Here is a 22,637-nt window from a genome sequence, read left to right as displayed (position 1 = left end):
TTTTATCTATTTCCTACAGGGAGTGAATAAGGGTGAAACTGGATTTATTTGATGTAACGATTATTGGTGGCGGTCCTGCAGGCCTTTACTCTGCATTTTATAGTGGTCTTAGAGAAATGAAGACAAAGCTGATTGAGTATCAGCATCAATTAGGCGGAAAAATTCATGTGTATCCTGAGAAAATGATTTGGGATGTCGGGGGACAGACGCCTCTTCCCGGAGCAAAACTGATTGAACAGCTTGTTGAGCAAGGCCTAACCTTCAATCCTGAAGTTGTATTAAGTAGAAAAGTAGAATCTATTACACGAAATGATGAAGGCCTCTTTGTGCTCTTGGATTCCAATGGTGAACGCCATTTATCCAAAACGGTCATTGTTGCTGTAGGTGGAGGCATCCTTCATCCGCAAAAGCTGGCTATTGAAGGAGCAGAGAGATTTGAAGTAACAAATTTAAATTATACCGTTAAGTCACTTCAACGCTTTAAAGACAAAACTGTTATCATATCCGGCGGAGGCAATTCAGCTATAGACTGGGCAAATGAACTGGAGCCGATTGCTAAACAAGTATATGTAACATATCGAAAAGATGCGCTATCCGCTCACGAGGCACAGGTATCACAACTGCTGAACAGCTCGGCAAAATGTCTATTCCACACCTCCATCACGAAGTTAATTGCGAGCGCTGACCATGAAGTAATCGAACGAGTTCAGCTTACCAATCATGAAACCGGGGATATCTCCACCTTTTCTATTGATGAAGTCATTATCAGCCATGGATATGAACGGGACGGAACATTAATCGAGAACAGCGAACTGCCAATTGAAATGGTGGACACATATTACATAGCGGGAAATTCAAAAAGTGAATCCTCCATACCAGGACTCTATGCTGCTGGTGATATTTTAAATCATGATGGGAAATTGCATTTAATTGCTGGGGCTTTCCAGGATGCAGCAAATGCCGTCAACAAAGCAAAACAATATATACAACCTCATGCAAGCAAAGTAGCAATGGTTTCCTCACACAACGAAGTATTTAAAGCTAGAAATAAAGAATTGATTAAGCAAATGATTCGGTAATGCACAAAGCAAGTAACTACCTAAATAAAATGTATGCCAATCCTATCACGGTAGCGATTGGCTTTTTCCTGTTCATTAATAGGTATTAAATTCCAATAAAAAGGCATCTTAATTATTGGCGACAATCCCCTAATAATATTAATTTCAGAATATTATTAAAAATTAAGTGCATATTTCTTTTTATTCTGCTGATTATTTATTATAATTACAATGTAAGAATTGATGTTGTCTCATTTTGTGGTTTCGTACGTTGTAAGGCTAGTTATTATGCTATTTACTCTTCTCAAAACAGAAAGGGGAAAAGATGTATGGACAATGAGAACGTTGGAAAGTGCCCATTTACTGGGGAAAGCAGTTCTGAAAAACCGATCAGAGGCACGAAAAACAAAGACTGGTGGCCGAATCAACTTGATTTGAATGTGCTTCACCAGCATGACACAAAGACAAACCCACTAGGGGAAGATTTTAACTACGCAGAGGAATTCCAAAAGATCGATTATGCAAGCCTGAAAGAGGACTTACATAATCTTATGACAGATAGCCAAGACTGGTGGCCGGCGGACTATGGTCATTATGGGCCGTTCTTTATTCGTATGAGTTGGCATGCAGCTGGTACATATCGTCAAGTAGATGGACGCGGAGGCGGCGGAAGCGGGTCTCAGCGTTTTGCACCGTTGAACAGTTGGCCTGATAACGGAAACTTGGACAAGGCCCGCCGACTGCTATGGCCGATTAAAAAGAAATATGGCAACAAGCTTTCTTGGGCAGACTTGCTCGTTTTTGCAGGAAATGTTGCGATTGAATCCATGGGCGGAAAAACGATTGGATTCGGTGGCGGCCGTGAAGATATCTGGCACCCTGAAGAAGATGTGAACTGGGGGCCGGAAAAGGAATGGCTTGGTGACAACCGTTATTCCGGTGAGCGTGACCTGGAGAACCCGCTTGCTGCTGTGCAAATGGGATTGATTTACGTTAATCCGGAAGGACCAAACGGCGAACCAGATCCCAAGAAAAGTGCCTTTGATATCCGAGATACATTCAAACGAATGGGAATGAATGATGAGGAAACCGTGGCATTGACTGCCGGCGGACATACATTCGGGAAAGCCCACGGTGCCGGAGATCCGTCTCATGTGACAGAAGAGCCAGAAGGAGCAGGCCTTGAACACCAAGGTTTCGGTTGGAAGAGCAGCCATGAAACCGGCCACGGTGCTTTCACCATCACAAGTGGAATTGAGGGTGCATGGACGCCAACTCCTACTCAGTGGGATATGAGCTATTTTGATCTACTGTTCGGATATGAGTGGGAACTGACGAAGAGTCCAGCTGGCGCCTACCAATGGGCACCGATCGATCCTGATGAAGAGCATTTAGCTCCAGACGCTCATGATTCATCCAAAAAAGTAAAAACAATGATGACGACTGCGGACATGGCGATGCGCATGGACCCAGAATACGAAAAGATCTCCCGCCGCTTCCATCAAAATCCGGATGAGTTTGCTGATGCCTTTGCCCGCGCATGGTTCAAGCTACTTCACCGTGACATGGGGCCTCGCGACAGATACTTAGGACCTGAAGTGCCAGAGGAAGAATTCATTTGGCAAGATCCGGTACCAAAGGTTAACTACACATTAACAGACGCAGAGATTGAAGATCTTAAAGCTAAACTTTTAAATTGCGGTCTTTCTGTAAGCGAGCTTGTAAAAACTGCTTGGGCTTCAGCGAGCACGTACCGTCATTCGGACAAGCGTGGTGGCGCTAACGGTGCCCGCGTTCGCCTTTCCCCTCAAAAGGATTGGGAAGCAAATGAGCCGGAGCAACTTGCAAAGGCATTGAATGTATTAGAAGACTTGCAACATAGCCTAGATAAAAAAGTCAGCCTTGCCGACCTTATCGTTCTTGGCGGAAGTGCAGCCGTTGAAAAAGCGGCCAAGGACGCTGGCTTTGATGTAAAAGTTCCGTTCACTCCAGGTCGCGGTGATGCCACTCAGGATCAAACAGATGAAGAGAACTTCGAAGTGTTGGAGCCTGTATCTGACGCATTCCGCAACTACCATAAGAAAGAATACTCCTTAAAACCGGAAGAGTTCATGGTGGACAAAGCTCAGCTTATGGACCTTTCTGCGAAGGAATTGACTGTTCTTATCGGAGGTTTACGTGTCCTTGGTGCAAACCACGGTGATACTAAGCATGGCGTATTCACGGAGAAAGTCGGGACGCTCACGAATGATTTCTTCTTGACCCTGCTTGATATGGGTGTAGAATGGAAGCCGGTTGAAGGAGAAGGTTACTACGAAGCACGTGATCGCCAAACAGGTGAACTCGTACGGACTGCTACAAGAGTAGACCTAGTATTTGGTTCCCACTCCGTTCTCCGTGCGCTTGTTGAAGTGTACGCCCAAGATGACAGCCAAGAAAAATTTGTAAATGACTTTGTGGCAGCATGGGTGAAAGTAATGAATGCAGACCGTTATGACGTGAAAGTGAATAAATAATAAAAGAAAAGCCAGATGGAGGTTAACCACTTCATCTGGCTTTTCTTTTATTTTAGCAGTCTTTTTTTCATAAAGCTTAATCGAGCCGCCGCCTGGTCCATATGCGATTCCGCTATTTTTCCAGCCGTATCTCTCATAATAGTTATCTAAATCTGTTGTTAGGTATAGGTTGTCATAGCCTTTTTCAGCAACCACTTCTAGTCCGTGCTCTAGTAGCTTGGCACCTATCCCCTTCCCTCTATGCTCTTCCGTCACATAAAGGCAAGCCAACCATGGACACAAGTCCTGACGGCTATTTATATCATTTCTTAAAATTGCATACGTACCAATGATTTCCCCCTCTTCCACTGCCACATAAAATCGCGGTATATCAGAAGAGGTGGTAGCAGATTGGAGAATCGTTTCTTCGTAAAATTTGAAGTTTTCCTCACTTCCCCACTGCGTCCAAAATACTTGAATTGCCTGGTCAAGAAATTGGTTCTTATTTCTCAGTTCGATAATTTCCATTGTTATGCTCCATCCGAATATATAGTTAAACTATTCCCTACTATCTTTCTGCCCCGCATAAAACTCATCAATCGCTCGCAGCCAGTTAGTGCGGGCTATTTTAGCCGCCGTTTCTTTATCTCGATTTTCAAATGCTTTTAACATGGATTCGTGCTCTTCTATAGAAGCACTTGTCAATATAATGGATTGGTGGAAATAGAGACGCAAAACATGTGCCTGTAGATTTGATACTGAGTTAGCCAGATAAGGGTTCTGTGCATTTTCTACAATAATATTATGGAACTGTTCATCCTGCTTTAAAGCGGAATAAAAGTCCCCTTTTTTTATAGCGTGGGCAAATGCAGTATTTATCTCACGCAATGTATCTATAGTATCTTGGGTAATTAAGGGTGTTGCCAGTTCAGCCGCTAAGGCCTCTAAAGCCCCCAAGGGAGGCAGAATCTTGGTTATGTCTTCTTTTTTAACAGAGGTGACTTGCGTGCCGACCCCTGGAAACATTTCTACTAAACCTTGAACATTCAATAATTGCAGCGCTTCCCGTATCGGCGTTCTGCTCACACCTAAAGCTTGTGCAAGCTCCGCATCATTCAGCTTCTCTTTCGGTTGAAGCGTTCCATCAATGATCCACTCTTGTATTTGAGAAAAGGCGCGCTTTTTGGCAGACACACGAGTGGGTGATGAATAGTTGGAAGGTATGGGCATGATGATCAACCACCTTTATAAAATTCGAGTTAGATCTATTAAAAGTGTATAGCATTCTGTCTTAAAATACAATATATTACATGTTGCAACTCTACGTAATATATTGCATAAATATTTTGCATATGATATCTTGTGTTATGCAATATATTACCTTACTAAAATAATTATCTATATATTTATGCGAGATCAACCAGATCACTAAACTACCAGGGGGAATTAAGATGAATAACAAAATGCCTTTTTCATTCGTACTAGCCATTGGTTTCATGCTTTTCGCCTTATTCTTTGGCGCAGGGAATTTAATTTTCCCAGCCATGCTAGGTCAATCTGCAGGGACAAATATCTGGTCTGCTAATGCGGGCTTTATCGTAACGGGTGTTGGCTTGCCTCTACTTGGCGTACTAGCTTTGGGCTATTCGGGGAAAAGCGATCTCCAGTCTTTAGCGAGCAGGGTACATCCCGTTTTTGGACTTGCTTTTACGGTTATATTATATCTAGCCATTGGGCCACTTTTTGCCATCCCAAGAACGGGAACGGCGTCCTTTGAAATGGGAATCAGACCATTCTTATCAGAAGAGAGCAGCAGCCTTGGGTTATTAATCTTCACCATTATATTTTTCGGCGTTACTGTATTCTTTTCTCTGAAATCTACTAAAATAGTTGATATTGTCGGGAAAGTTTTAACACCACTGCTATTAATTTTCATAGGAATTCTGATTGCAACGGCCTTTATTTTTCCTATTGGAAGCTTCCAAGCCCCAACAGAGAGTTATGTAGACGGCTCCTTCTTCAAAGGATTCCAAGAAGGATACCTGACAATGGATGCACTTGCTGCCTTTGTATTCGGTATCGTTGTCATTAATGCCGTTAAAGCAAAAGGTGCGACAACGAAGAAGGAAATCATGATCGCTGTCACAAAAGCAGGCAGTATTGCGGCAGGACTTCTTGCCATCATCTATACTTCCCTATCCTATATTGGAGCTTCAAGTGTGGAAGCATTAGGATTATTAGAAAATGGAGGAGCAGTGCTATCGGGTGCATCCAATCACTTCTTCGGCGCTTACGGTGGACTATTACTAAGCCTGATCGTTATTGGCGCTTGTTTAACAACAAGTATCGGTCTTATCATTTCATGTTCTTCCTATTTTAATAAACTATTGCCAAGCATTTCTTACAAAACCTTTGTCATCGTGTTATCCACAATCAGTGCCATTTTTGCAAACGTGGGCTTAACGCAATTGATCGCAGTATCCGTTCCAGTGTTAGTAGCGATCTATCCATTTGTTGTCTGCTTGATGGTCTTAACATTCTTGCACTCATTCTTTAATGGAAGAAAAGAAGTATATCAAGGAAGTATGATTTTCACTTCCATTGTGGCATTCTCTGATGCGTTGAAGGCTGCTGGTATGAGCATTATGCCGGTTGAAAATCTATTTACTGAATTGCTACCGTTATATGGAGTAGGTTTAGGCTGGATTTTCCCTGCGATTATCGGTGGTGTGTTAGGGTTTGTTTGGGGGAAGGTTAAAAAGGAACAACCGAAACGTGTACAGCTTGAAAGAAAAGCTAGTTAATCACTAGCCTGAATCATGTACACGTGCATAGTTGTTGTATATTGTGAGAGCGACAAAACACTTAAAATACCGTTTCTTTACTGAAACGGTATTTTATTTTTATTGGGATTTAACATGCGAATAAATTTAAATATACGGTAAATATTGCTTCAGACTTTCCTTTACCTCTGCATTTGCAAAAGAGGCTTGCACGCTATTCATGTAAATCTGTTTATACTCTACATCACTCATAGCAAATTCATTCCAGACTAAATCACATTCCTTTGTCATCGTTGTGTTCGAAACCGTTCTATTGTCTGTATTAACGGTTACTTTTATTCCATCCCTGTGAAAGTCATAGATTGGATGGTCACTGATTTGGTTTACTGCTTTGGTTTGGACATTACTTGTTGGACACATTTCAAGTACTACCTGTTTTTGCTTCACAATATTATAAGCTTCTACACAATCATGAATGAACACACCGTGCCCAACTCTTTCAGCCTCTAACCATCTAACAGCCTCAAGCACATTTTTTCCGATTCCAGTTTCACCTGCGTGGATCGTGACTCTAAAGCCATATTCTTTAGCCAATCTGATTGGTTCAATAAACTCCCTGCAAAAACCTTCCTCCTCAGAAGCACACAAATCAATTGCCACAACCCCTTTCCCTAAGAATTCTTTCCCCTTCTCCACGACCTCAAAAGCACTTTCCACTGTCATCGTTCTCATACATGACAATATAATATTTCCATATATATCAAAATTCTCTTCTGCCTCTTTCATTCCCTCTATCACACTTAAGATAATTTCTTCTATAGATAATCCCATTTTCGTATGAAGTAAGGGGGCAAATCGAACCTCCATGTATTTTACATTTTCCTTTGCTGCATCTTCATAAAGCTCATAAGTAATTCTTTTCAAATTTTCTTTTGACTGCATTACTAAATTAGGAATAGAAAATCTTTTAAGATATTCATCTAAGGATTCGCAGTTGAGTGGAGCAATTAGTTCTTCATTTATCTCTTCCGTATCAAAGGAAGGAATACGGATGCCGTCTTTCTTTGCAATGTCAATGATGGTCTCCGGTCTAACACTCCCATCCAAATGGCAGTGAAGTTCAATTTTAGGCATTTTAGAAAAATTCATTGTTGGACCTCCTATTTTTTAACAAAAAAAATCCTGATTACGAAGAAAGCACAAGATAAAATTCTTGTATTTCCTTCGTAATCAGGAATTATTGGTACCTGGTAGAAACCTCCAAACCATATTATTGGAGTTATACGAATTTAAGTATTTTATTAATAAGTTCTATATAAAAATAATAAAATTCATCTACATTGTCAAGGAGCTAGTTTTACATTCTAATCTCTCAGGAACAATCACTTCTCCTGTTATGTTCGATAATTCAATAATGACACGCATAGTTTTTAGGTCATGAGTGATAATATATCCATGATAAGTTAATTGAATTACCCTCTCTTTTAGCTTTAGGAGGTCCCTGTGTGCATATTGTTGAATCTATAAAAAATTTTCTTCCAGAAGCAAATATCTATGTGTATACCATCATTACTCTTTTGGTTCCTTTGGCCCTGTCTAAGATTACCGGTTATTTGCAAGGCGATAAAGAAAAACCTGTAAATAAACAACAAGATAAGGAAGTTCCTGCTATACTTTCGAATGACTTATCTGCCAATGTTGATGAAATAAACAAGAATTTCGGGACAAACAAGGACATTATTACAAGAAAGTTCACCTTTGGGAAAGAACAGACTAGAGCTGCCATAATTTTTGCCAAGGGTCTTGTAGATACAGCAATTATTAATAGTAATATACTAGAACCATTATTAGTAAATCTTCCGGATCATGTAAATCCACCCACTATTCAAATAAAAAATCTTCTACCAATTAGTGAGATTTCCGAAGAAAACCGGATTGATGTAATCAACACAAGTATTCTTAGAGGGCAAACGGTATTATTTTTACAAGATATCGATTATGCTTTTGTATTAAAAACCAGCAATGCTAAAGGTCGTAACTTGGAAGAACCTGTATCTGAGTTGCAGGTTAGAGGACCACGAATAGGCTTTAATGAAAACTTGATAGATAATGTGACCCTTCTTCGGAAAGCGGGCGTTAATACTGAACTACGGTTTATCACCCTTCAATTAGGCAAACGATTCAACAAAGAGTTAGTCATTACCTATGTAGAAGGGATAGCAAATCCGGAAATCATTGAAAATGTGAAACAAAAAATTGAGTCTATCGATATTGATAATATACCTGAATCAGGATATGTGGAGGAATTAATTGAAGAAAATAATTTCTCCCTTTTTCCACAGGTTCAGAGTACAGAACGTCCTGATCGGGTTGTAGCTGCCCTCACTGAAGGAAGAATTGCCATTATATTAGATGGGACTCCTTTTGCATTAATTGTACCTGCTACTATTAATATGTTTTTGCAATCCCCCGAAGATTACTATGAGCGCTGGATTGCAGGCAGTTTAGTCCGCTTCCTAAGGTATGTAGCTGCCTTTATAGCAGTTTTCACACCTGCATTATACATATCATTCGTATCGTTTCATCAAGGGTTAATACCTACAAAACTCGCCCTTTCCATTATTAGTTCCAGGGAAGGGGTTCCCTTTCCAATCCTTATTGAAGCTCTTCTGATGGAGGTATCTATTGAGATACTGAGAGAAGCAGGTTTAAGGCTGCCGAAACCAATCGGCCAAACGATTGGAATCGTTGGTGGTTTGGTAATTGGAGATGCAGCCGTTCAAGCTGGTATCGTTAGCCCAGTAACTGTTATTGTCGTAGCTCTTACGGCTATTTCCTCCTTTTCGCTTCCACAATATAATTTAAGCATTTCGTTAAGAGTTTTAAGATTCATTGCCATGTTCTTTGCTGCAACATTGGGATTGTATGGGGTTATAGTCTTTTTTATATTTTTCAGCATACACCTTGTTCGCTTAAAAAGCTTTGGAGTTCCTTACCTTAGCCCTGCAGTACCTTATCAGACCAATGATTGGAAGGACTTTTTAATACGACTTCCTATATCAGCTATGAAAAAAAGACCAAAAATTTTCAAGCCAACTGACACTATCCGGAAAGGTTAATTTATTTATTAGGGAAGGACCTATTGATTATGAACCCACAACAGGAAAATCTAATTTCGCCTGCTCAAGCGATTATTATCATCATCAACTATATTCTAGGCGTAGGGATACTTACTTTACCTAGAGCACTTGCTGATGAAGTCGGAACTCCTGATATATGGATTACCATCCTGATTAGCAGCATCTTTCCTTTGGCAGTAGGCTTCATTATTTTAATGCTTAACAATAGATACCCTAAGAAAACATTCTATCAATACAGCTCCAAAATTGTTGGTAGGATATTAAGCATCATCATTTGTCTTTCGATGGTCATATATTTTATTACCTTAACAAGTTTTGAAGTGAGGATTTTAGCTGAGGTTACGGAAACATATCTACTGGAAGACACTCCTATCCAAATCTTAATCATTCTCTTTTTATGGCTTACCCTTTATTTAAATGTAGATGGCCTTAATTCAATCGCACGGATGTTTCAGATCATTTTTCCTCTTACCGTTTTTATTTTTATATTATTAGCGTTAATGAGCTTAGGATTATTTGAATTAAAAAACTTAAGGCCAGTTCTTGGCGGCGGTATTGGCCCTGTGTTAAAAGGAATTAAAACGACTTCTTTGTCTTACATCGGCATTGAAATACTAATTATTCTCTCTGCCTTTTTAACTGATCCCAAGAAAGGCAAGAAAGTTGTATTTGTCGGAGTATTAATGCCGACTATATTCTATCTTGTCACTATTGTGATAGTAATTGGAGCCTTATCGCTTGATGGAGTAGGCAATTTAACATGGCCTACGATAACACTGATTCACTCTTTTGAATTTCCTGGAATATTCTTTGAAAGATATGATTCCCTCTTTTTAACGATTTGGATATTACAAATTTTCGCGACAATATCTATTACGTTATATGCAGCATCTTTGGGACTATCGCAGCTTTTCAATAAAGAGATAAAAACCTTTATGTACATTCTCCTTCCCGTTGCCTTCTTTATTTCGATGTTACCTCAAAATCTGCAGCAAGCTTTTTCGCTAGGTGACATGCTGGGAAATGCAGCAATTGTTTTATTTGGCATAATCCCCATTATGCTATTAGTTCTCTCTTTCTTAAGGAGGAAGCACAGTTGAAGCATATATTTATTCTCTTAAGACGCTCTTTCCAACTGGTTATATTAATTCCACTACTTACCGGCTGCTGGAGTTCTAGGGATATTGAAAAACTGGATCTCTTGATTGGCGTTGGAGTGGATACAGCTCAAGAAGAGAATATTACTTCTTCTTACTATGGAGCGGATTCCCTACTAACTGTTACCTATCAAATGGCAAAAATAAAAAGCAATCAAGGTCAAAATACTAAAAAGCAAGAAGATAAACCCTACACTAACGTGGAACAGACAGGAGCCTCCCTCATCGAAACAGCTCGAGAAATTATACAATTAAGAAAAAACACAGTGAACGGTCAACACCAAAGGTTAATTATCATAAGTAGAGAGGTAGCAGAAAATCGAAGTATAAGAGAAATTCTTGATTTTTTCATCCGTGAACCTGAGGCCAGAATGAGTATGCTTGTCATGATTACAGACGGGCTGGCAAAGGACATATTAGATTATATGGAGACAGACGATATCCCTTCTATGCATATATATGATATCACTGAAAACTTTGATAAATCGAATAAGCTACTTGAACGGAAGTCCCTTGCAAAAATAAACGCTTTAATGGAAGCACAAGCAAGTTTTATACTACAAAACGTCGTACAAACGGATGGTGAACTTAAACTGTCCGGTGCTGCTGTAATAAAAGGAAGTACATTGAAGCTTATTGGTTTCTTAACGGAAGAAGAATTAAAAGGAATAAACTGGATTACTGCACAAACTAATGGCGCTATTGTAAAAGTTGAGGAAGAAGGCAGTGATAAACCAATAATTTACGAACAAGAATTATTAAAAAGTAAGATCACTCCCACAATAGAGGACGACAAGCTTTCTTTTCAAGTAAAAGTTAAATCAGAAGGCCTTATCATTGAGGTAGCAACCAACACCGAAAGCTTTTCAGAGGAAAAAACAAGAAGAAAATTAGAGGAGCAAATTGCGGAAGAAATAAAAAAAGAGATTCAGACTACCTTAGAAAGAATTCAAAAAGATTTACAAGTAGATGTCATTGGCTTTCATGATTATGTGAGGATTAAGTACCCAGAATTTTGGAAAGAACATCAAAGTGACTGGGATACTATTTTCAGTCAGGCTCCTATCGATTATGAAGTACAGATCACAATCACTGACTTTGGCTTGGGGATACAGAACTAACAAGATATAAAAAGCACCTTACTAGTTACAGTAAGGTGCTTCTCACGTTTAACCTTAATAGTAGTTTTCACTACTTTACAGAACTATTCCACCGTAACACTCTTCGCAAGGTTACGTGGCTTATCTACGTCACAATCTCTGTGAAGTGCTGCGTAGTAAGAGATCAATTGCAACGGAATAACTGAAACTAGTGGAGATAGCAGTTCGTTTACTGGTGGTACAACGAAGCTGTCTTCTTCTGTTTCTAGGCCTTTCATGGAGATGATACATGGGTTGGCACCACGTGCTACTACCTCTTTCACGTTACCGCGGATGGATAGGTCCACTTGTTCTTGAGTGGAGATGGCGATAACTGGTGTACCATTTTCAATTAGGGCGATAGTTCCGTGCTTTAATTCTCCGCCAGCAAATCCTTCTGCTTGGATGTAGGAGATTTCTTTTAGTTTCAATGCACCTTCAAGACCTACATAGTAGTCCATTGTACGGCCGATGAAGAAGCAGTTTCTTGTTGTTGCCAAGAATTTGCGAGCAATATCTTCAAGCTCTTCTTTAGCGTCACATAGAACTTCCATTGCATTTGCAACGATACCTAGATCTTGCACTAGGTCAAATTCTAGGTTATGTCCTTTAGATTCCGCTAGCACTGCTGCGAAAATGGACAGAACACCAAGTTGTGCAGTGTAAGCTTTTGTAGAAGCTACTGCAATCTCAGGGCCTGCGTGAAGTAGCAATGTGAAATCTGCTTCACGGGATAGTGTTGATCCTTGTACGTTTGTTACTGTAAGTGCTGGGTAACCAAGCTCTTTCACTTGTACAAGTACTGCACGGCTGTCCGCTGTTTCTCCACTTTGAGAGATGAAGATGAATAGCGGTTTTTCAGATAAAATTGGCATGTTGTAGTTGAACTCACTTGCTACGTGTACTTCTACAGGTACCTTTGCAAGCTTTTCAATCATTTGCGCTCCAACAAGACCTGCATGGTAGCTTGTTCCTGCTGCTACGATGTAGATGCGGTCAGATTGGTTAACAGCGTTGATGATGTCAACGTCAATCGTCAATTCACCATTTTCGTTTTGGTATTTTTGGATGAGCTTACGAATTACTAATGGCTGCTCATCGATTTCTTTTAACATGTAATGTGGGTATGTGCCTTTTTCGATATCACTTGCATCAAGTTCAGCAGTGTATGGCGCGCGCTCGACGATCTCACCGTTCAGCTTTTTGATTGTCACCGCTTCTTTCTTTACGATAACCATTTCTTTGTCCATAAGCTCAACGAATTGATCCGTCACTTGAATCATCGCCATTGCGTCACTTGCCACTACGTTGAAGTCACCTTTTCCTACTCCAACTAATAGAGGGCTCTTATTTTTCCCTACATAGATTGTTTCTGGATCTTCGTTGTCCAATAAAGCAATCGCGTAAGAACCTTTAAGAATGGAAAGAGTGCGACGCATCGCTTCTTCCACATGCTGTCCTTCGTTTGCAAACTTCTCGATGATTTGTACAACTATTTCTGTATCTGTTTCACTTACTAGTTCTACGCCTTGTAAGTGTTCGCGTTTTAATTGTGAATAGTTCTCGATAACTCCGTTGTGCACAAGTGTAAAGCGACCAGACGTGCTTTGGTGTGGATGCGCATTTACTTTACTTGGCACACCATGAGTTGCCCAGCGAGTGTGACCAATTCCAGTTGATGCTAAAACGTCATTGTCCACTACTTCGCGAAGGTCTGCAATACGGCCTTTTTCCTTGAATACGTGTACGCCGCTCTCGTTCATTACCGCAATACCAGCAGAGTCATATCCACGGTATTCAAGCTTTTCTAGACCTTTTAAAAGAATTTCTTTTGTATCCTGTGTTCCGATATATCCTACGATTCCGCACATAAATAGTTTCCTCCCTAGAGTTGCAGGGACAAGAAAGCACACCATAGTAAGGGGCGATCCTGCCCCCACATTACCTATAAAAAATTTTTGTAATCATAGTAACAGTCTTTGTACATAAAGTTGCCTTTATGCTTTAAACTGTCCCTAGAGTCGGTTGTGATTGGCAACCGGGAGGCATCCGCCGATAGATCGATAAACCTCCTCCTCGTCAACTAAGCGTTGTTTCGTCCGTCGCTTAGTTCAGGCGCTTTGTGTATCTAGTTATAGTTGTCTGACTTTAATGCTCCTTTCCATTCTTGAATAGCAACAAATAATATCTTACCTTCCATACCCCAATTCGTCAACAATTATGTGGATTATTTCCAATTACTGCAAAGGTGGGGGCATTTTGACTTATGCTACTGGTGTGAATTGGGTAGTAAGTTAGAGATGCGTATGGATTACCCAAAAAAGACGTTTTGGTTGTAAAAATGAGCAAATTTATCGCCTTTTGATGGGTTAAAAAAGCATTCGGACACTTCCCCATACAGTTCGGACATTTCCGTACGGGTTTTGGGGTGGGTTCGGACAATTGATAGGTACTGTTCGGTCAAAAATCCACGCCGTTCGGACATTTGAAAATTTCGTTCGGACAATTGTGTCCAATCTTCGGTCAAAATCGTGAAATCTTTGGTCAACTTTGCCGAAACTTCGGTCAAAAACGGCAAAACTTCGGACAATTACAATAATCTAAGCATTTCTCGTAGAAATAAACCTAAATCATAACCCCGAATCAATAACCAGTAACCAACCCGCACTTAAGACATAAAGAACCCTCGCCCGCTTCTAACCAAGATTCCCACACCATATAAAAAAGATATGCATCCACCGCTCCATAAGTGCGGTATATGCATATCTTTCTCGTTCATCTAGACGTTTATTCGGAACTTATTCCATGCCCATTTCCGCGCGCACAACAGCTGCGATACGTTCTACGTACTCATCGCATTGCTCTTGAGTTGGTGCTTCGGCCATTACACGTACAAGTGGCTCTGTACCAGAAGGACGCACAAGGATACGGCCGTTTCCGTTCATTTCCGCTTCTACTTCTTCAATGACAGCTTTCACTTTCTCGTTCTCTGTTACACGGTGCTTATCTGTCACTTTAATGTTCACAAGAAGCTGAGGGAACTTTGTCATTTCGCCAGCAAGCTCAGACAGGCTCTTTTTCGTAAGCTTCATGATGTTCACAAGCTGAAGGCCTGTTAACATGCCGTCACCAGTAGTGTTGTAGTCAAGGAAGATGATGTGGCCGGATTGCTCCCCGCCAAGAAGGTAATTGCCGTTCTTCATCTCTTCCACTACATAACGATCACCAACTGCTGTTTGTTTTGTTTCTACGTTAGCAGCTTCTAATGCTTTGTAGAAACCTAGGTTACTCATGACTGTGGATACTACTGTGTTATGACGAAGACGACCTTGTTCGCTTAAGTATTTTGCACAGATGAACATGATTTGGTCACCGTCAACGATTTGTCCCTTTTCATCAACTGCGATGATGCGATCTCCGTCGCCATCAAACGCAAGACCGATATCTGCACCTTTTTCAAGCACTAATTGTGCAAGTGCCTCTGGATGAGTAGAACCTACACCGTCATTGATGTTCAATCCATTCGGAGATGATCCCATTGTGGAGATGTCTGCCTCCAGGTCTGCAAAAAGATGTGTCGCATGAGAAGATGTTGCACCATGCGCGCAATCAAGCGCAATATGGATACCGGAGAAATCCTCATCCACCGTTTGTTTTAGGAACTGAAGGTATTTTTGTCCGCCTTCGAAGTAGTCGTTCACTTGTCCAAGGTCAGCACCGACTGGACGTGGCAGGCTGTCGGTCTCTTCGTCCATTAACGCTTCGATTTCCGCTTCCTGCTCGTCAGATAGTTTGAATCCGTCTGGTCCGAAAAACTTAATTCCGTTGTCTGCAACCGGATTATGAGAAGCAGAGATCATCACACCAGCTTGGGCACCCAATGCTTTTGTCAGGTAAGCCACACCAGGAGTGGAGATTACACCTAAACGCATGACTTCTGCGCCAATGGATAGTAAACCTGCCACTAACGCTCCTTCCAGCATGTGTCCTGAAATACGCGTGTCACGGCCAATCAACACTTTCGGACGCGTTTGGTCCTTTGTTAACACATAACCTCCCAAACGTCCTACTTTAAATGCCAATTCAGGTGTTAATTCCGAGTTCGCTACTCCGCGCACTCCATCCGTACCAAAATATTTACCCATTTCGTAAATCTCTCCTTTTACTACTCATTAGTTTCTTCTATTAATCTAAACTTTACATTTCTTTTTGGCAGGTCCCACGAAACGTTTTGCGGACCGTTTATCTCAAGAGGGGCTTCATGCTCCCCTGCGTTCAAATCTGTTACATTGATGTACATTTCCATATCCGAGCTATTAACGCCCTCAAGGGTACTTGGGGCACCGAGTACGGTAAGATCCATTAAACCACTTTCCGGGTCAATGAATTCTAATTCCAGCCCCTCTGATAGTCCAATTTGTTGAATAGGAACGTTCGTAAACGTTTTTTGTTCTTCTTTTTCCACTTCCACATTAATCTTCACCTTCTCCGGTACAACGCGCTTCACGCCGTCCGGTACAGGTACATCAACTTCGATGGTTGTGCTCTCTGTGATCTCTGTTAAATCCAATTCTATATTATCAATGAACTCCAACTTGTCAATGGCGCTTTTCGGTCCATAGACAGTTACTTCATTCGGTTCTGCTTCTATCTTGGTAATGCTCAGGTCCTCTTTTAATGACCCTTTGCGATTTATTTTCAACGGAACTGATTTAAAAGGACTCGTAATCGGAACATTCACATCTACAACCGGAGGATCAATTTCCACATTCAACGTGTTTCCTTCTCTGTCGTAGACTGTCACACGGGACTGTTGTTCAATGGACTCATTGACACCTTTAAGATCCACACGCGCTTTCACCAATGCGATACTTTCAATCAATTCGCGAGATCCTGTTACTTTTACAATATTAGGCTTTACAATAGGTTGTTCTGCCTGATAGCCTTCTTCCATTTGGCCTCTGTTAATAAAATCAACGTCCACTGGGAAATCCTCAGAAATCCTTTCATGGATGGTAACGGAAGCTACGGATGGTTCGATTGCTACACTTAATCGTTCAGAAAGATTCCGAGACTCCAACGTTACTTGGTGTGTCCCGATACCTAAATTAGAAAGATCTGCAATTATTTCAAAATCCTTCTGCAAAGCTGTTGGTTTAACAGATGCCGTCGGACCTTCAAGTGTAACCGTAACACTTTGTGGTACACCGGATACCACCAGGTTCTCCCTGTCATATAATGTTTCCACCGGAACATCTGTTACTGTTTGCACATCCGTGGATCCGGAAAAAGGAGAAGGCTTGGAGTCTGTTTGCTGAGTGGCACTATTCTCGATGCTGACCGACATGTACAGCATAAAGGCCAGCAACAGCGCGATAATTTTCATCACCCAACGGTTATTGATAAACTTATCCATCCTTGTGCCCCCTCCACTGCCAGCGATTCGAAGTAGTGTTCTTCACACTTGTATCCAATTCCTTCTTTAAAAGCTCGCTGAATAATTCAGGTTCTAGGTCACGGTGCAATTCACCGTTTTTTGTAACAGATATACTACCCGTCTCCTCTGATACGATAATGGTGATACTATCTGTCACTTCACTGATTCCAAGTGCTGCCCTATGCCTTGTACCAAGCTCTTTTGAAATAAAAGGACTCTCAGACAATGGCAGGTAACAAGCTGCTGCAGATACTTGGCTCTTTTGTAAAATAACCGCTCCATCATGAAGTGGTGTATTCGGAATAAAAATATTAATTAAGAGCTCGGAAGAAACTTTGGCATGCAACGGAATACCCGTTTCTATGTAATCTCCCATTCCGGTCTCTCTTTCAATCGAAATCAACGCTCCAATACGGCGTTTGGCCATATATTGAACGGACTTAACGACTGCTTCAATCATTTTGGCGTGCTCTTCCTCATCATCTATACCGCTTCTTGAAAACAATTTCCCTCTACCCAATTGCTCCAAGGCGCGACGAAGCTCTGGCTGAAAGATAATGATAATCGCCAGGAATCCCCATGTCAAAGCTTGGTCCATCAACCATTGTAAGGTACTGAATCCTAAAAAGTTACTAATGATCCTTACCACTACAATGACTGTTATTCCTTTTAATAACTGAACCGCCTTTGTCCCACGGATGACCATGATAAGCTTATAGATAACAAACCAAACGAGTAAAATATCTATGATATTTGCAAGATAACTTAAATATGGCATATCTCCAAAAGGTATTTCAAAAGGCATCCTCACACTTCCTTTAACAGTACAAGATTTATGTATCAAGTACGAAAACCGTAACCATGTTATTATAGCATATTTTTAATAATCAGGTAGAAATGGCCTTTTAAATCATGTTTTGCAATATTATTATAATCTCCTTGAAATATAAAAAGATGCTTGAATTGTTTCAAGCATCTCATTTGATATCATTTAACAGTTGATCTACGTTTCAGGCGGTTCGCTTTTCCTGCGGGCGGACCGTGAGCCTCCTCACTACGCCTGAGGGTTCTCACCTGTCCCTTCCTCCCGCGGGAGTCTTCGCGCCTTCCGCTGCGATCAACTAGGTTATTGTCTAGTCGTTAAACACACCGACTGCTTTTTTGAAGCCGTCTTTCATGGTGTACCAGATCCATTCAAAAGCCTTGTCGATTTCTTCGATTTCCCCAGTTACTTGGCCTGCGGAAGCGAGGTAGTTTTCACCGTCGATGACTTCACCATTTATGACCGTCACATTTCCTCTAACTTCACCATCAACGCGGATATTCCCGTTTTTCACGACAACATCCCCTTCCACAACCTTACCTTCTGGAACGACAACTGTATTATCCTCGACTACAAGATTCGGCTCGTTGGTAAATGCAAACTTCTCTTCTTGCCAGCCACCAAACAAACTTCCACTCATTAAAATAAAGAAAATGGCGGCAGCTACAAGCATCGGATGGGAACGCACCCAGCGATTCCAACTGATGGTCTTCTTTTCTTTCGGTAAACTATTCATCACTCTTTGCGTGAAATCATTTGGTGCAGATATATGAGAGGTGCTTTGCACAAGCGCAATCGCCTTCTCCAGCTCATGGAACTGCTGGTAACATTCCTTACAGTCATGGAGATGTGCTTTCAGCTCTTTTTCTCGTTCTTTTTCTAGATCACCATCTAAATACTCATGCATATACTGGACGATATGTTCCGGGCATTTATTCATTGTTTATAACACCTCCAGAATTAAACATGGCGCAATTGCTGTCTCAGCGCTTCTCGCCCTCTATGGATTCTAGTCTTTACTGTTCCGACCGGAATTTCTAGGATTTCACTGATTTCAATCAATGATAACTCGTCAATGTACTTTAAGACAATTACCGATCGGTATTTATCCGGAAGCTTCAGTATTTGGCGCTGGATTTCTCCTTGCAGCTCCATTGTTTCCACTTCCTCCTCAGGTAAAGAAATATCTGCTGCTACCTGGGAATACATCGTTAAACCTTCTGTACCTGCTACTTCTGCATCTAAATAATAATCCGGCTTCTTTTTGCGTATGCGGTCAATCGTCAGGTTTGTTGCAATCCGATATAGCCAAGTCGAAAACTTACGATTCACATCGAAGCTGTTGATGTTAATATATGCACGTATAAAAGCTTCTTGTGCAATATCTTCTGCTTCATGCGAATTGCCAATCATTCGATAGACCAAATTGATAAATCTTGTCCTTAAACAATTCCACAATTTCCGCAAATGCATCCTGATCGCCTTTTTTTATTTGTTTTTATTCTCTTTCTGATTAATTCTTCCATTCCGTTCCCCCGTTGTCTGGCGGTCGACTAGTAATACGTCCCTTCGCCCTAAAAGGTTTCATTTTTCTTTATAAAATATATTCTAACAAATATTTACTGAAATTGGTTTTGAAAAAGGATAAAAGAGGGTAAAAACTACTAATTAGTTTTTTTGAAGCCTAATGAATAAGGGGTGTTGTATAGTGGCCGTCCATGCTACCGTCCATTTACAAGAAGCAATTGAGAGAAAAAGAGAAGAAATGATTCGACTTTCCTCATCCAACCATCTTCAATCCAAGGAAGTAATTGATGCGAGCACCTCGCTTGATTCATTGATAAATCAATACCTATACTTACAAATCAAACGAAAACCAGCAACTTCTTAAGTATTAGTTGCTGGTGTTTTTTTTATAAGTGGAATTTATTAGCTGTTGATTAGAGCAGTAGGCGTAGACTCTTGCGGGAGATTAACGATAGTTTGAGACCCCTGATGCGTTGTGAAGAGGCTCAAATACCATCCCGTGAAAAGCGAAGCCATTTGCGGAAAACACCAGCGGTTATTAACAAATTAAATATTTAAAGAAGTTTTTCACCAAATAAAGATCCCATCAACGCTACAGCTACCGTCGCTGTTTTGTTGCGCTCATCTAGAATTGGGTTCACTTCCACAAATTCTGCTGAAGTCAGGATATTTGCTTCTTCCAGCATTTCCATCGCCAAATGACTTTCGCGATAAGAGATACCCCCAAGTACTGGTGTCCCCACTCCTGGTGCATCATGAGGGTCTAGCCCATCAAGATCCAAGGACAAATGAACCCCATCTGTTTCTCGTTCCCTTAAGTAAGCAATAGCCTCTTCCATCACGGCAGCCATCCCCATTCGATCAATCTCATGCATGGTAAATACTTTAATTCCTTTTTCCTTAATTAATACTTTCTCGCCTTCATCCAATGACCTTGCACCAATAATGACAATATTCTCTGGCTTGATTTTAGCATGGTCTCCACCGATTGACGTCAATGTTGGATCACCAATGCCTAAGCTCACTGCAAGCGGCATCCCATGAATATTACCTGATGGGGATGTTTCGCCCGTATTCAGGTCTCCATGTGCGTCATACCAGATAACCCCCATGTTGGAATAGTGCTTGGCAAGGCCAGCCAATGTCCCAATCGCAATACTATGATCACCACCGAAAACAAGAGGAAACCTGCCATTTGAAAGTACTTCGTCTACTTTGGAAGCCAGGTTCTCACTCGCCTCCGCAACCGCTTTCAAATTTTTAAGATTGCTTTCACCAGTTGCTGTTCTCTCTCTACTGCCAATTTCAATATCTCCAAGATCTTCTATCGTCTTTGTTAAATTTTCTAGTCGCTCCACTACCCCTGCATATCTAATTGCACTAGGACCCATATCCACTCCGCGGCGCGTCTGGCCCAAGTCCATTGGTACTCCAATAATACTGATATCTTTCTTCATGAATCGTGTCCCCCTTTATGTAATCTAGTTCTATTGTATAGGGAAACTATCAAATGACTCAACTCGACATAGTTTTGAATATATATGCAGTTTGGAATTGTCGGATTATTGTTGGCAGGAGAGGGAATATGAGGATACTTTAAAATTAGGGCAACCATTCTAAGAATGAGCGGCCATTTTTACGTTTCGCCCGATAAGTGGTGATTTTCGCCCGTATTTTTTTAAAATCGCCCGTAATATTTTATTTTCGCCCGATTTTCCAAATTATCGCCCGTAAATCTGAAAAATTGCCCGTAATTCAAAATTATCGCCCGATTAATTTACGGAGCCCTCTTAGTCTTATGGTACGAGTGAAACCTTTTCGTACTTCCTTTTACCGAATCCCCTTCTAAGTAAGAGCATAGAAAAGAGCATAGAAAAGAGCATACAAAAAAGCCATAAACCAATGGTCTATGACTTAAACTTTATTAGAAAGTGGAGCCTAGCGGGATCGAACCGCTGACCTCCTGCGTGCAAAGCAGGCGCTCTCCCAGCTGAGCTAAGGCCCCTTATGTAGTTATAATAAAGCTTTGTAAAAAGATATGTGCCATGAAGGACTCGAACCTTCGACCCTCTGATTAAAAGTCAGATGCTCTACCGACTGAGCTAATGGCACGTTGGCTGGGCTAGCTGGATTCGAACCAACGCATGTCGCAGTCAAAGTGCGATGCCTTACCGCTTGGCTATAGCCCATTAATTATAGTTGTTTCTCTATGTACCATATACCAGTCATCAGTGATAACTAACTTCACTTATTATCTCTGAATTCAGGAAGCTTATACATTTCTTCAAACAAAAACTCCGGAATTTTCATTTCGAAGTTAAAATGGTGGAGGGGGGCAGATTCGAACTGCCGAACCCAAAGGAGCGGATTTACAGTCCGCCGCGTTTAGCCACTTCGCTACCCCTCCAAGGGATATGGTGGAGGATGACGGGATCGAACCGCCGACCCTCTGCTTGTAAGGCAGATGCTCTCCCAGCTGAGCTAATCCTCCAATGTATTATTAATTTAAAAGTAAAGTTATTTTGCTGACGCAAAAAAACATAGTTCTTTTCACTATCGTGAAAAAACTTTGGTGACCCGTACGGGATTCGAACCCGTGTTACCGCCGTGAAAGGGCGGTGTCTTAACCGCTTGACCAACGGGCCAATTTTTTGTATAAGCTTCCAACCGGGCTCGAACCGGTGACCTCTTCCTTACCATGGAAGTGCTCTACCTAACTGAGCTATGGAAGCATGGCTCCACCAGTAGGATTCGAACCTACGACCCTTCGGTTAACAGCCGAATGCTCTACCGCTGAGCTATGGTGGAACAATACTAGCCTGGCAACGTCCTACTCTCACAGGGGGAGATCCCCCAACTACCATCGGCGCTGAAGAGCTTAACTTCCGTGTTCGGTATGGGAACGGGTGTGACCTCTTCGCCATCATTACCAGACAAATAATATTATACAAAATTGAGAAAGAAAATCAAGATGTTTTTGCATCTTTCTTGTTCCTTCAAAACTAGATAATGTGTTCTATCAAGATATTCATATCGTTCACTTATTTCAATACTTAATTGGGTTAAGTCCTCGATCGA

At 41.2% G+C, this 22,637-nt stretch carries 15 protein-coding genes, 8 tRNA genes, 1 rRNA gene, 2 pseudogenes and 1 riboswitch; of the genes and pseudogenes, 7 read left to right on the top strand and 19 right to left on the bottom strand.

Translation table 11 applies throughout. The annotated features are described in order from the left end of the window. The first annotated feature begins 32 nt into the window (after positions 1 to 32). Together M313_RS0110555 and katG are read left to right on the top strand one after the other, a co-directional pair. Entirely contained in the window at positions 33 to 1,079 is a 1,047-nt protein-coding gene (locus M313_RS0110555; protein ID WP_010195002.1) for an NAD(P)/FAD-dependent oxidoreductase, read from the top strand. Between the two features lie 308 nt (positions 1,080 to 1,387). Further along, positions 1,388 to 3,574 (top strand): catalase/peroxidase HPI, encoded by a 2,187-nt coding sequence (gene katG, locus M313_RS0110550; protein WP_010195001.1) that lies wholly within the window; start codon positions 1,388 to 1,390, stop codon positions 3,572 to 3,574. 120 nt (positions 3,575 to 3,694) lie between these two features. Here katG and M313_RS25215 read toward each other — a convergent pair. Together M313_RS25215 and M313_RS0110540 are read right to left on the bottom strand one after the other, a co-directional pair. Further along, positions 3,695 to 4,081, bottom strand: a pseudogene (locus M313_RS25215) (GNAT family N-acetyltransferase); the annotation flags it as partial. A 30-nt stretch (positions 4,082 to 4,111) separates the two neighbouring features. After that, positions 4,112 to 4,783, bottom strand: coding sequence for a GntR family transcriptional regulator (locus tag M313_RS0110540; protein WP_010194999.1), 672 nt, complete (start codon positions 4,781 to 4,783; stop codon positions 4,112 to 4,114). Between the two features lie 221 nt (positions 4,784 to 5,004). Here M313_RS0110540 and brnQ point away from each other — a divergent pair, with 221 nt between their 5' ends. Then, complete coding sequence (gene brnQ, locus M313_RS0110535; protein ID WP_010194998.1) at positions 5,005 to 6,357, top strand: branched-chain amino acid transport system II carrier protein; 1,353 nt, start codon at positions 5,005 to 5,007, stop codon at positions 6,355 to 6,357. Between the two features lie 126 nt (positions 6,358 to 6,483). On the opposite strand, the gene add is transcribed toward brnQ, so the two are convergent. Further along, positions 6,484 to 7,485, bottom strand: a complete 1,002-nt coding sequence (gene add, locus M313_RS0110530) for an adenosine deaminase (protein ID WP_010194994.1) — start codon at positions 7,483 to 7,485, stop codon at positions 6,484 to 6,486. Between the two features lie 58 nt (positions 7,486 to 7,543). Next, a riboswitch (purine riboswitch) is annotated at positions 7,544 to 7,643 on the bottom strand. A gap of 198 nt (positions 7,644 to 7,841) precedes the next feature. Here add and M313_RS0110525 point away from each other — a divergent pair. Genes M313_RS0110525 through M313_RS0110515 form a run of 3 tightly spaced genes read left to right on the top strand, consistent with a single transcriptional unit; the run spans position 7,842 to position 11,754 of the window. Beyond that, positions 7,842 to 9,455, top strand: coding sequence for a spore germination protein (locus M313_RS0110525; protein ID WP_010194992.1), 1,614 nt, complete (start codon positions 7,842 to 7,844; stop codon positions 9,453 to 9,455). 29 nt (positions 9,456 to 9,484) lie between these two features. Continuing rightward, a complete protein-coding gene (locus M313_RS0110520; protein WP_010194991.1) occupies positions 9,485 to 10,576 on the top strand; it encodes a GerAB/ArcD/ProY family transporter in 1,092 nt (363 codons plus the stop codon). Further along, positions 10,573 to 11,754, top strand: a complete 1,182-nt coding sequence (locus M313_RS0110515) for a Ger(x)C family spore germination protein (RefSeq protein WP_010194987.1) — start codon at positions 10,573 to 10,575, stop codon at positions 11,752 to 11,754. Before M313_RS0110520 ends, M313_RS0110515 begins: the two co-directional genes overlap by 4 nt. Before the next feature lie 83 nt (positions 11,755 to 11,837). Here M313_RS0110515 and glmS read toward each other — a convergent pair whose 3' ends face one another. The 6 genes and pseudogenes from glmS to sigW form a co-directional block, all read right to left on the bottom strand. Then, positions 11,838 to 13,643: a glutamine--fructose-6-phosphate transaminase (isomerizing) gene (gene glmS / locus M313_RS0110510; protein ID WP_010194985.1), complete on the bottom strand. Its 1,806-nt coding sequence runs from the start codon at positions 13,641 to 13,643 to the stop codon at positions 11,838 to 11,840. 927 nt (positions 13,644 to 14,570) lie between these two features. Beyond that, the gene (gene glmM / locus M313_RS0110505) at positions 14,571 to 15,917 is read right to left on the bottom strand and encodes a phosphoglucosamine mutase (protein ID WP_010194983.1); all 1,347 of its coding nucleotides are present in this window, start codon (positions 15,915 to 15,917) and stop codon (positions 14,571 to 14,573) included. Between the two features lie 20 nt (positions 15,918 to 15,937). Continuing rightward, complete coding sequence (locus M313_RS0110500) at positions 15,938 to 17,188, bottom strand: CdaR family protein (RefSeq protein WP_010194981.1); 1,251 nt, start codon at positions 17,186 to 17,188, stop codon at positions 15,938 to 15,940. Continuing rightward, positions 17,181 to 18,002: a diadenylate cyclase CdaA gene (gene cdaA / locus M313_RS0110495; protein ID WP_029326443.1), complete on the bottom strand. Its 822-nt coding sequence runs from the start codon at positions 18,000 to 18,002 to the stop codon at positions 17,181 to 17,183. Before cdaA ends, M313_RS0110500 begins: the two co-directional genes overlap by 8 nt. Positions 18,003 to 18,342: 340 nt before the next feature. Beyond that, positions 18,343 to 18,972 (bottom strand): anti-sigma factor family protein, encoded by a 630-nt coding sequence (locus tag M313_RS0110490; RefSeq protein ID WP_010194974.1) that lies wholly within the window; start codon positions 18,970 to 18,972, stop codon positions 18,343 to 18,345. Positions 18,973 to 18,992: 20 nt separating this feature from the next. Next, positions 18,993 to 19,558, bottom strand: a pseudogene (sigW, locus tag M313_RS23355) (RNA polymerase sigma factor SigW). Between the two features lie 182 nt (positions 19,559 to 19,740). Here sigW and M313_RS23350 point away from each other — a divergent pair. Next, on the top strand, positions 19,741 to 19,923 hold the full coding sequence (locus M313_RS23350) for an aspartyl-phosphate phosphatase Spo0E family protein (RefSeq protein ID WP_010194972.1): 183 nt from the start codon (positions 19,741 to 19,743) through the stop codon (positions 19,921 to 19,923). Positions 19,924 to 20,113: 190 nt separating this feature from the next. Here M313_RS23350 and rocF read toward each other — a convergent pair whose 3' ends face one another. The 10 genes from rocF to rrf all read right to left on the bottom strand — a co-directional run bounded on the left by rocF (position 20,114) and on the right by rrf (position 22,493). After that, positions 20,114 to 21,016, bottom strand: a complete 903-nt coding sequence (rocF, locus tag M313_RS0110475) for an arginase (RefSeq protein ID WP_010194970.1) — start codon at positions 21,014 to 21,016, stop codon at positions 20,114 to 20,116. Positions 21,017 to 21,491: 475 nt separating this feature from the next. After that, positions 21,492 to 21,564, bottom strand: a tRNA-Ala gene (locus M313_RS0110470). Between the two features lie 34 nt (positions 21,565 to 21,598). Then, positions 21,599 to 21,671 (bottom strand) — tRNA-Lys (locus M313_RS0110465). A 2-nt stretch (positions 21,672 to 21,673) separates the two neighbouring features. Next, positions 21,674 to 21,748, bottom strand: a tRNA-Gln gene (locus M313_RS0110460). Between the two features lie 134 nt (positions 21,749 to 21,882). Continuing rightward, positions 21,883 to 21,966: transfer RNA gene (locus M313_RS0110455), tRNA-Tyr, on the bottom strand. An 8-nt stretch (positions 21,967 to 21,974) separates the two neighbouring features. Continuing rightward, positions 21,975 to 22,050, bottom strand: a tRNA-Val gene (locus M313_RS0110450). A 79-nt stretch (positions 22,051 to 22,129) separates the two neighbouring features. Next, positions 22,130 to 22,204: transfer RNA gene (locus M313_RS0110445), tRNA-Glu, on the bottom strand. Positions 22,205 to 22,217: 13 nt separating this feature from the next. Continuing rightward, positions 22,218 to 22,291: transfer RNA gene (locus tag M313_RS0110440), tRNA-Thr, on the bottom strand. Between the two features lies 1 nt (position 22,292). After that, a tRNA-Asn gene (locus M313_RS0110435) sits at positions 22,293 to 22,367 on the bottom strand. A gap of 9 nt (positions 22,368 to 22,376) precedes the next feature. Then, positions 22,377 to 22,493: ribosomal RNA gene (gene rrf, locus M313_RS0110430) — 5S ribosomal RNA — on the bottom strand. Positions 22,494 to 22,637 lie beyond the last annotated feature (144 nt).

This window comes from Bacillus sp. m3-13 (genome assembly GCF_000175075.1).
In the GTDB taxonomy this organism is placed as follows: domain Bacteria; phylum Bacillota; class Bacilli; order Bacillales; family Bacillaceae_I; genus Sutcliffiella_A; species Sutcliffiella_A horikoshii_C.
This window is presented reverse-complemented; position numbering and strand designations above follow the sequence as displayed.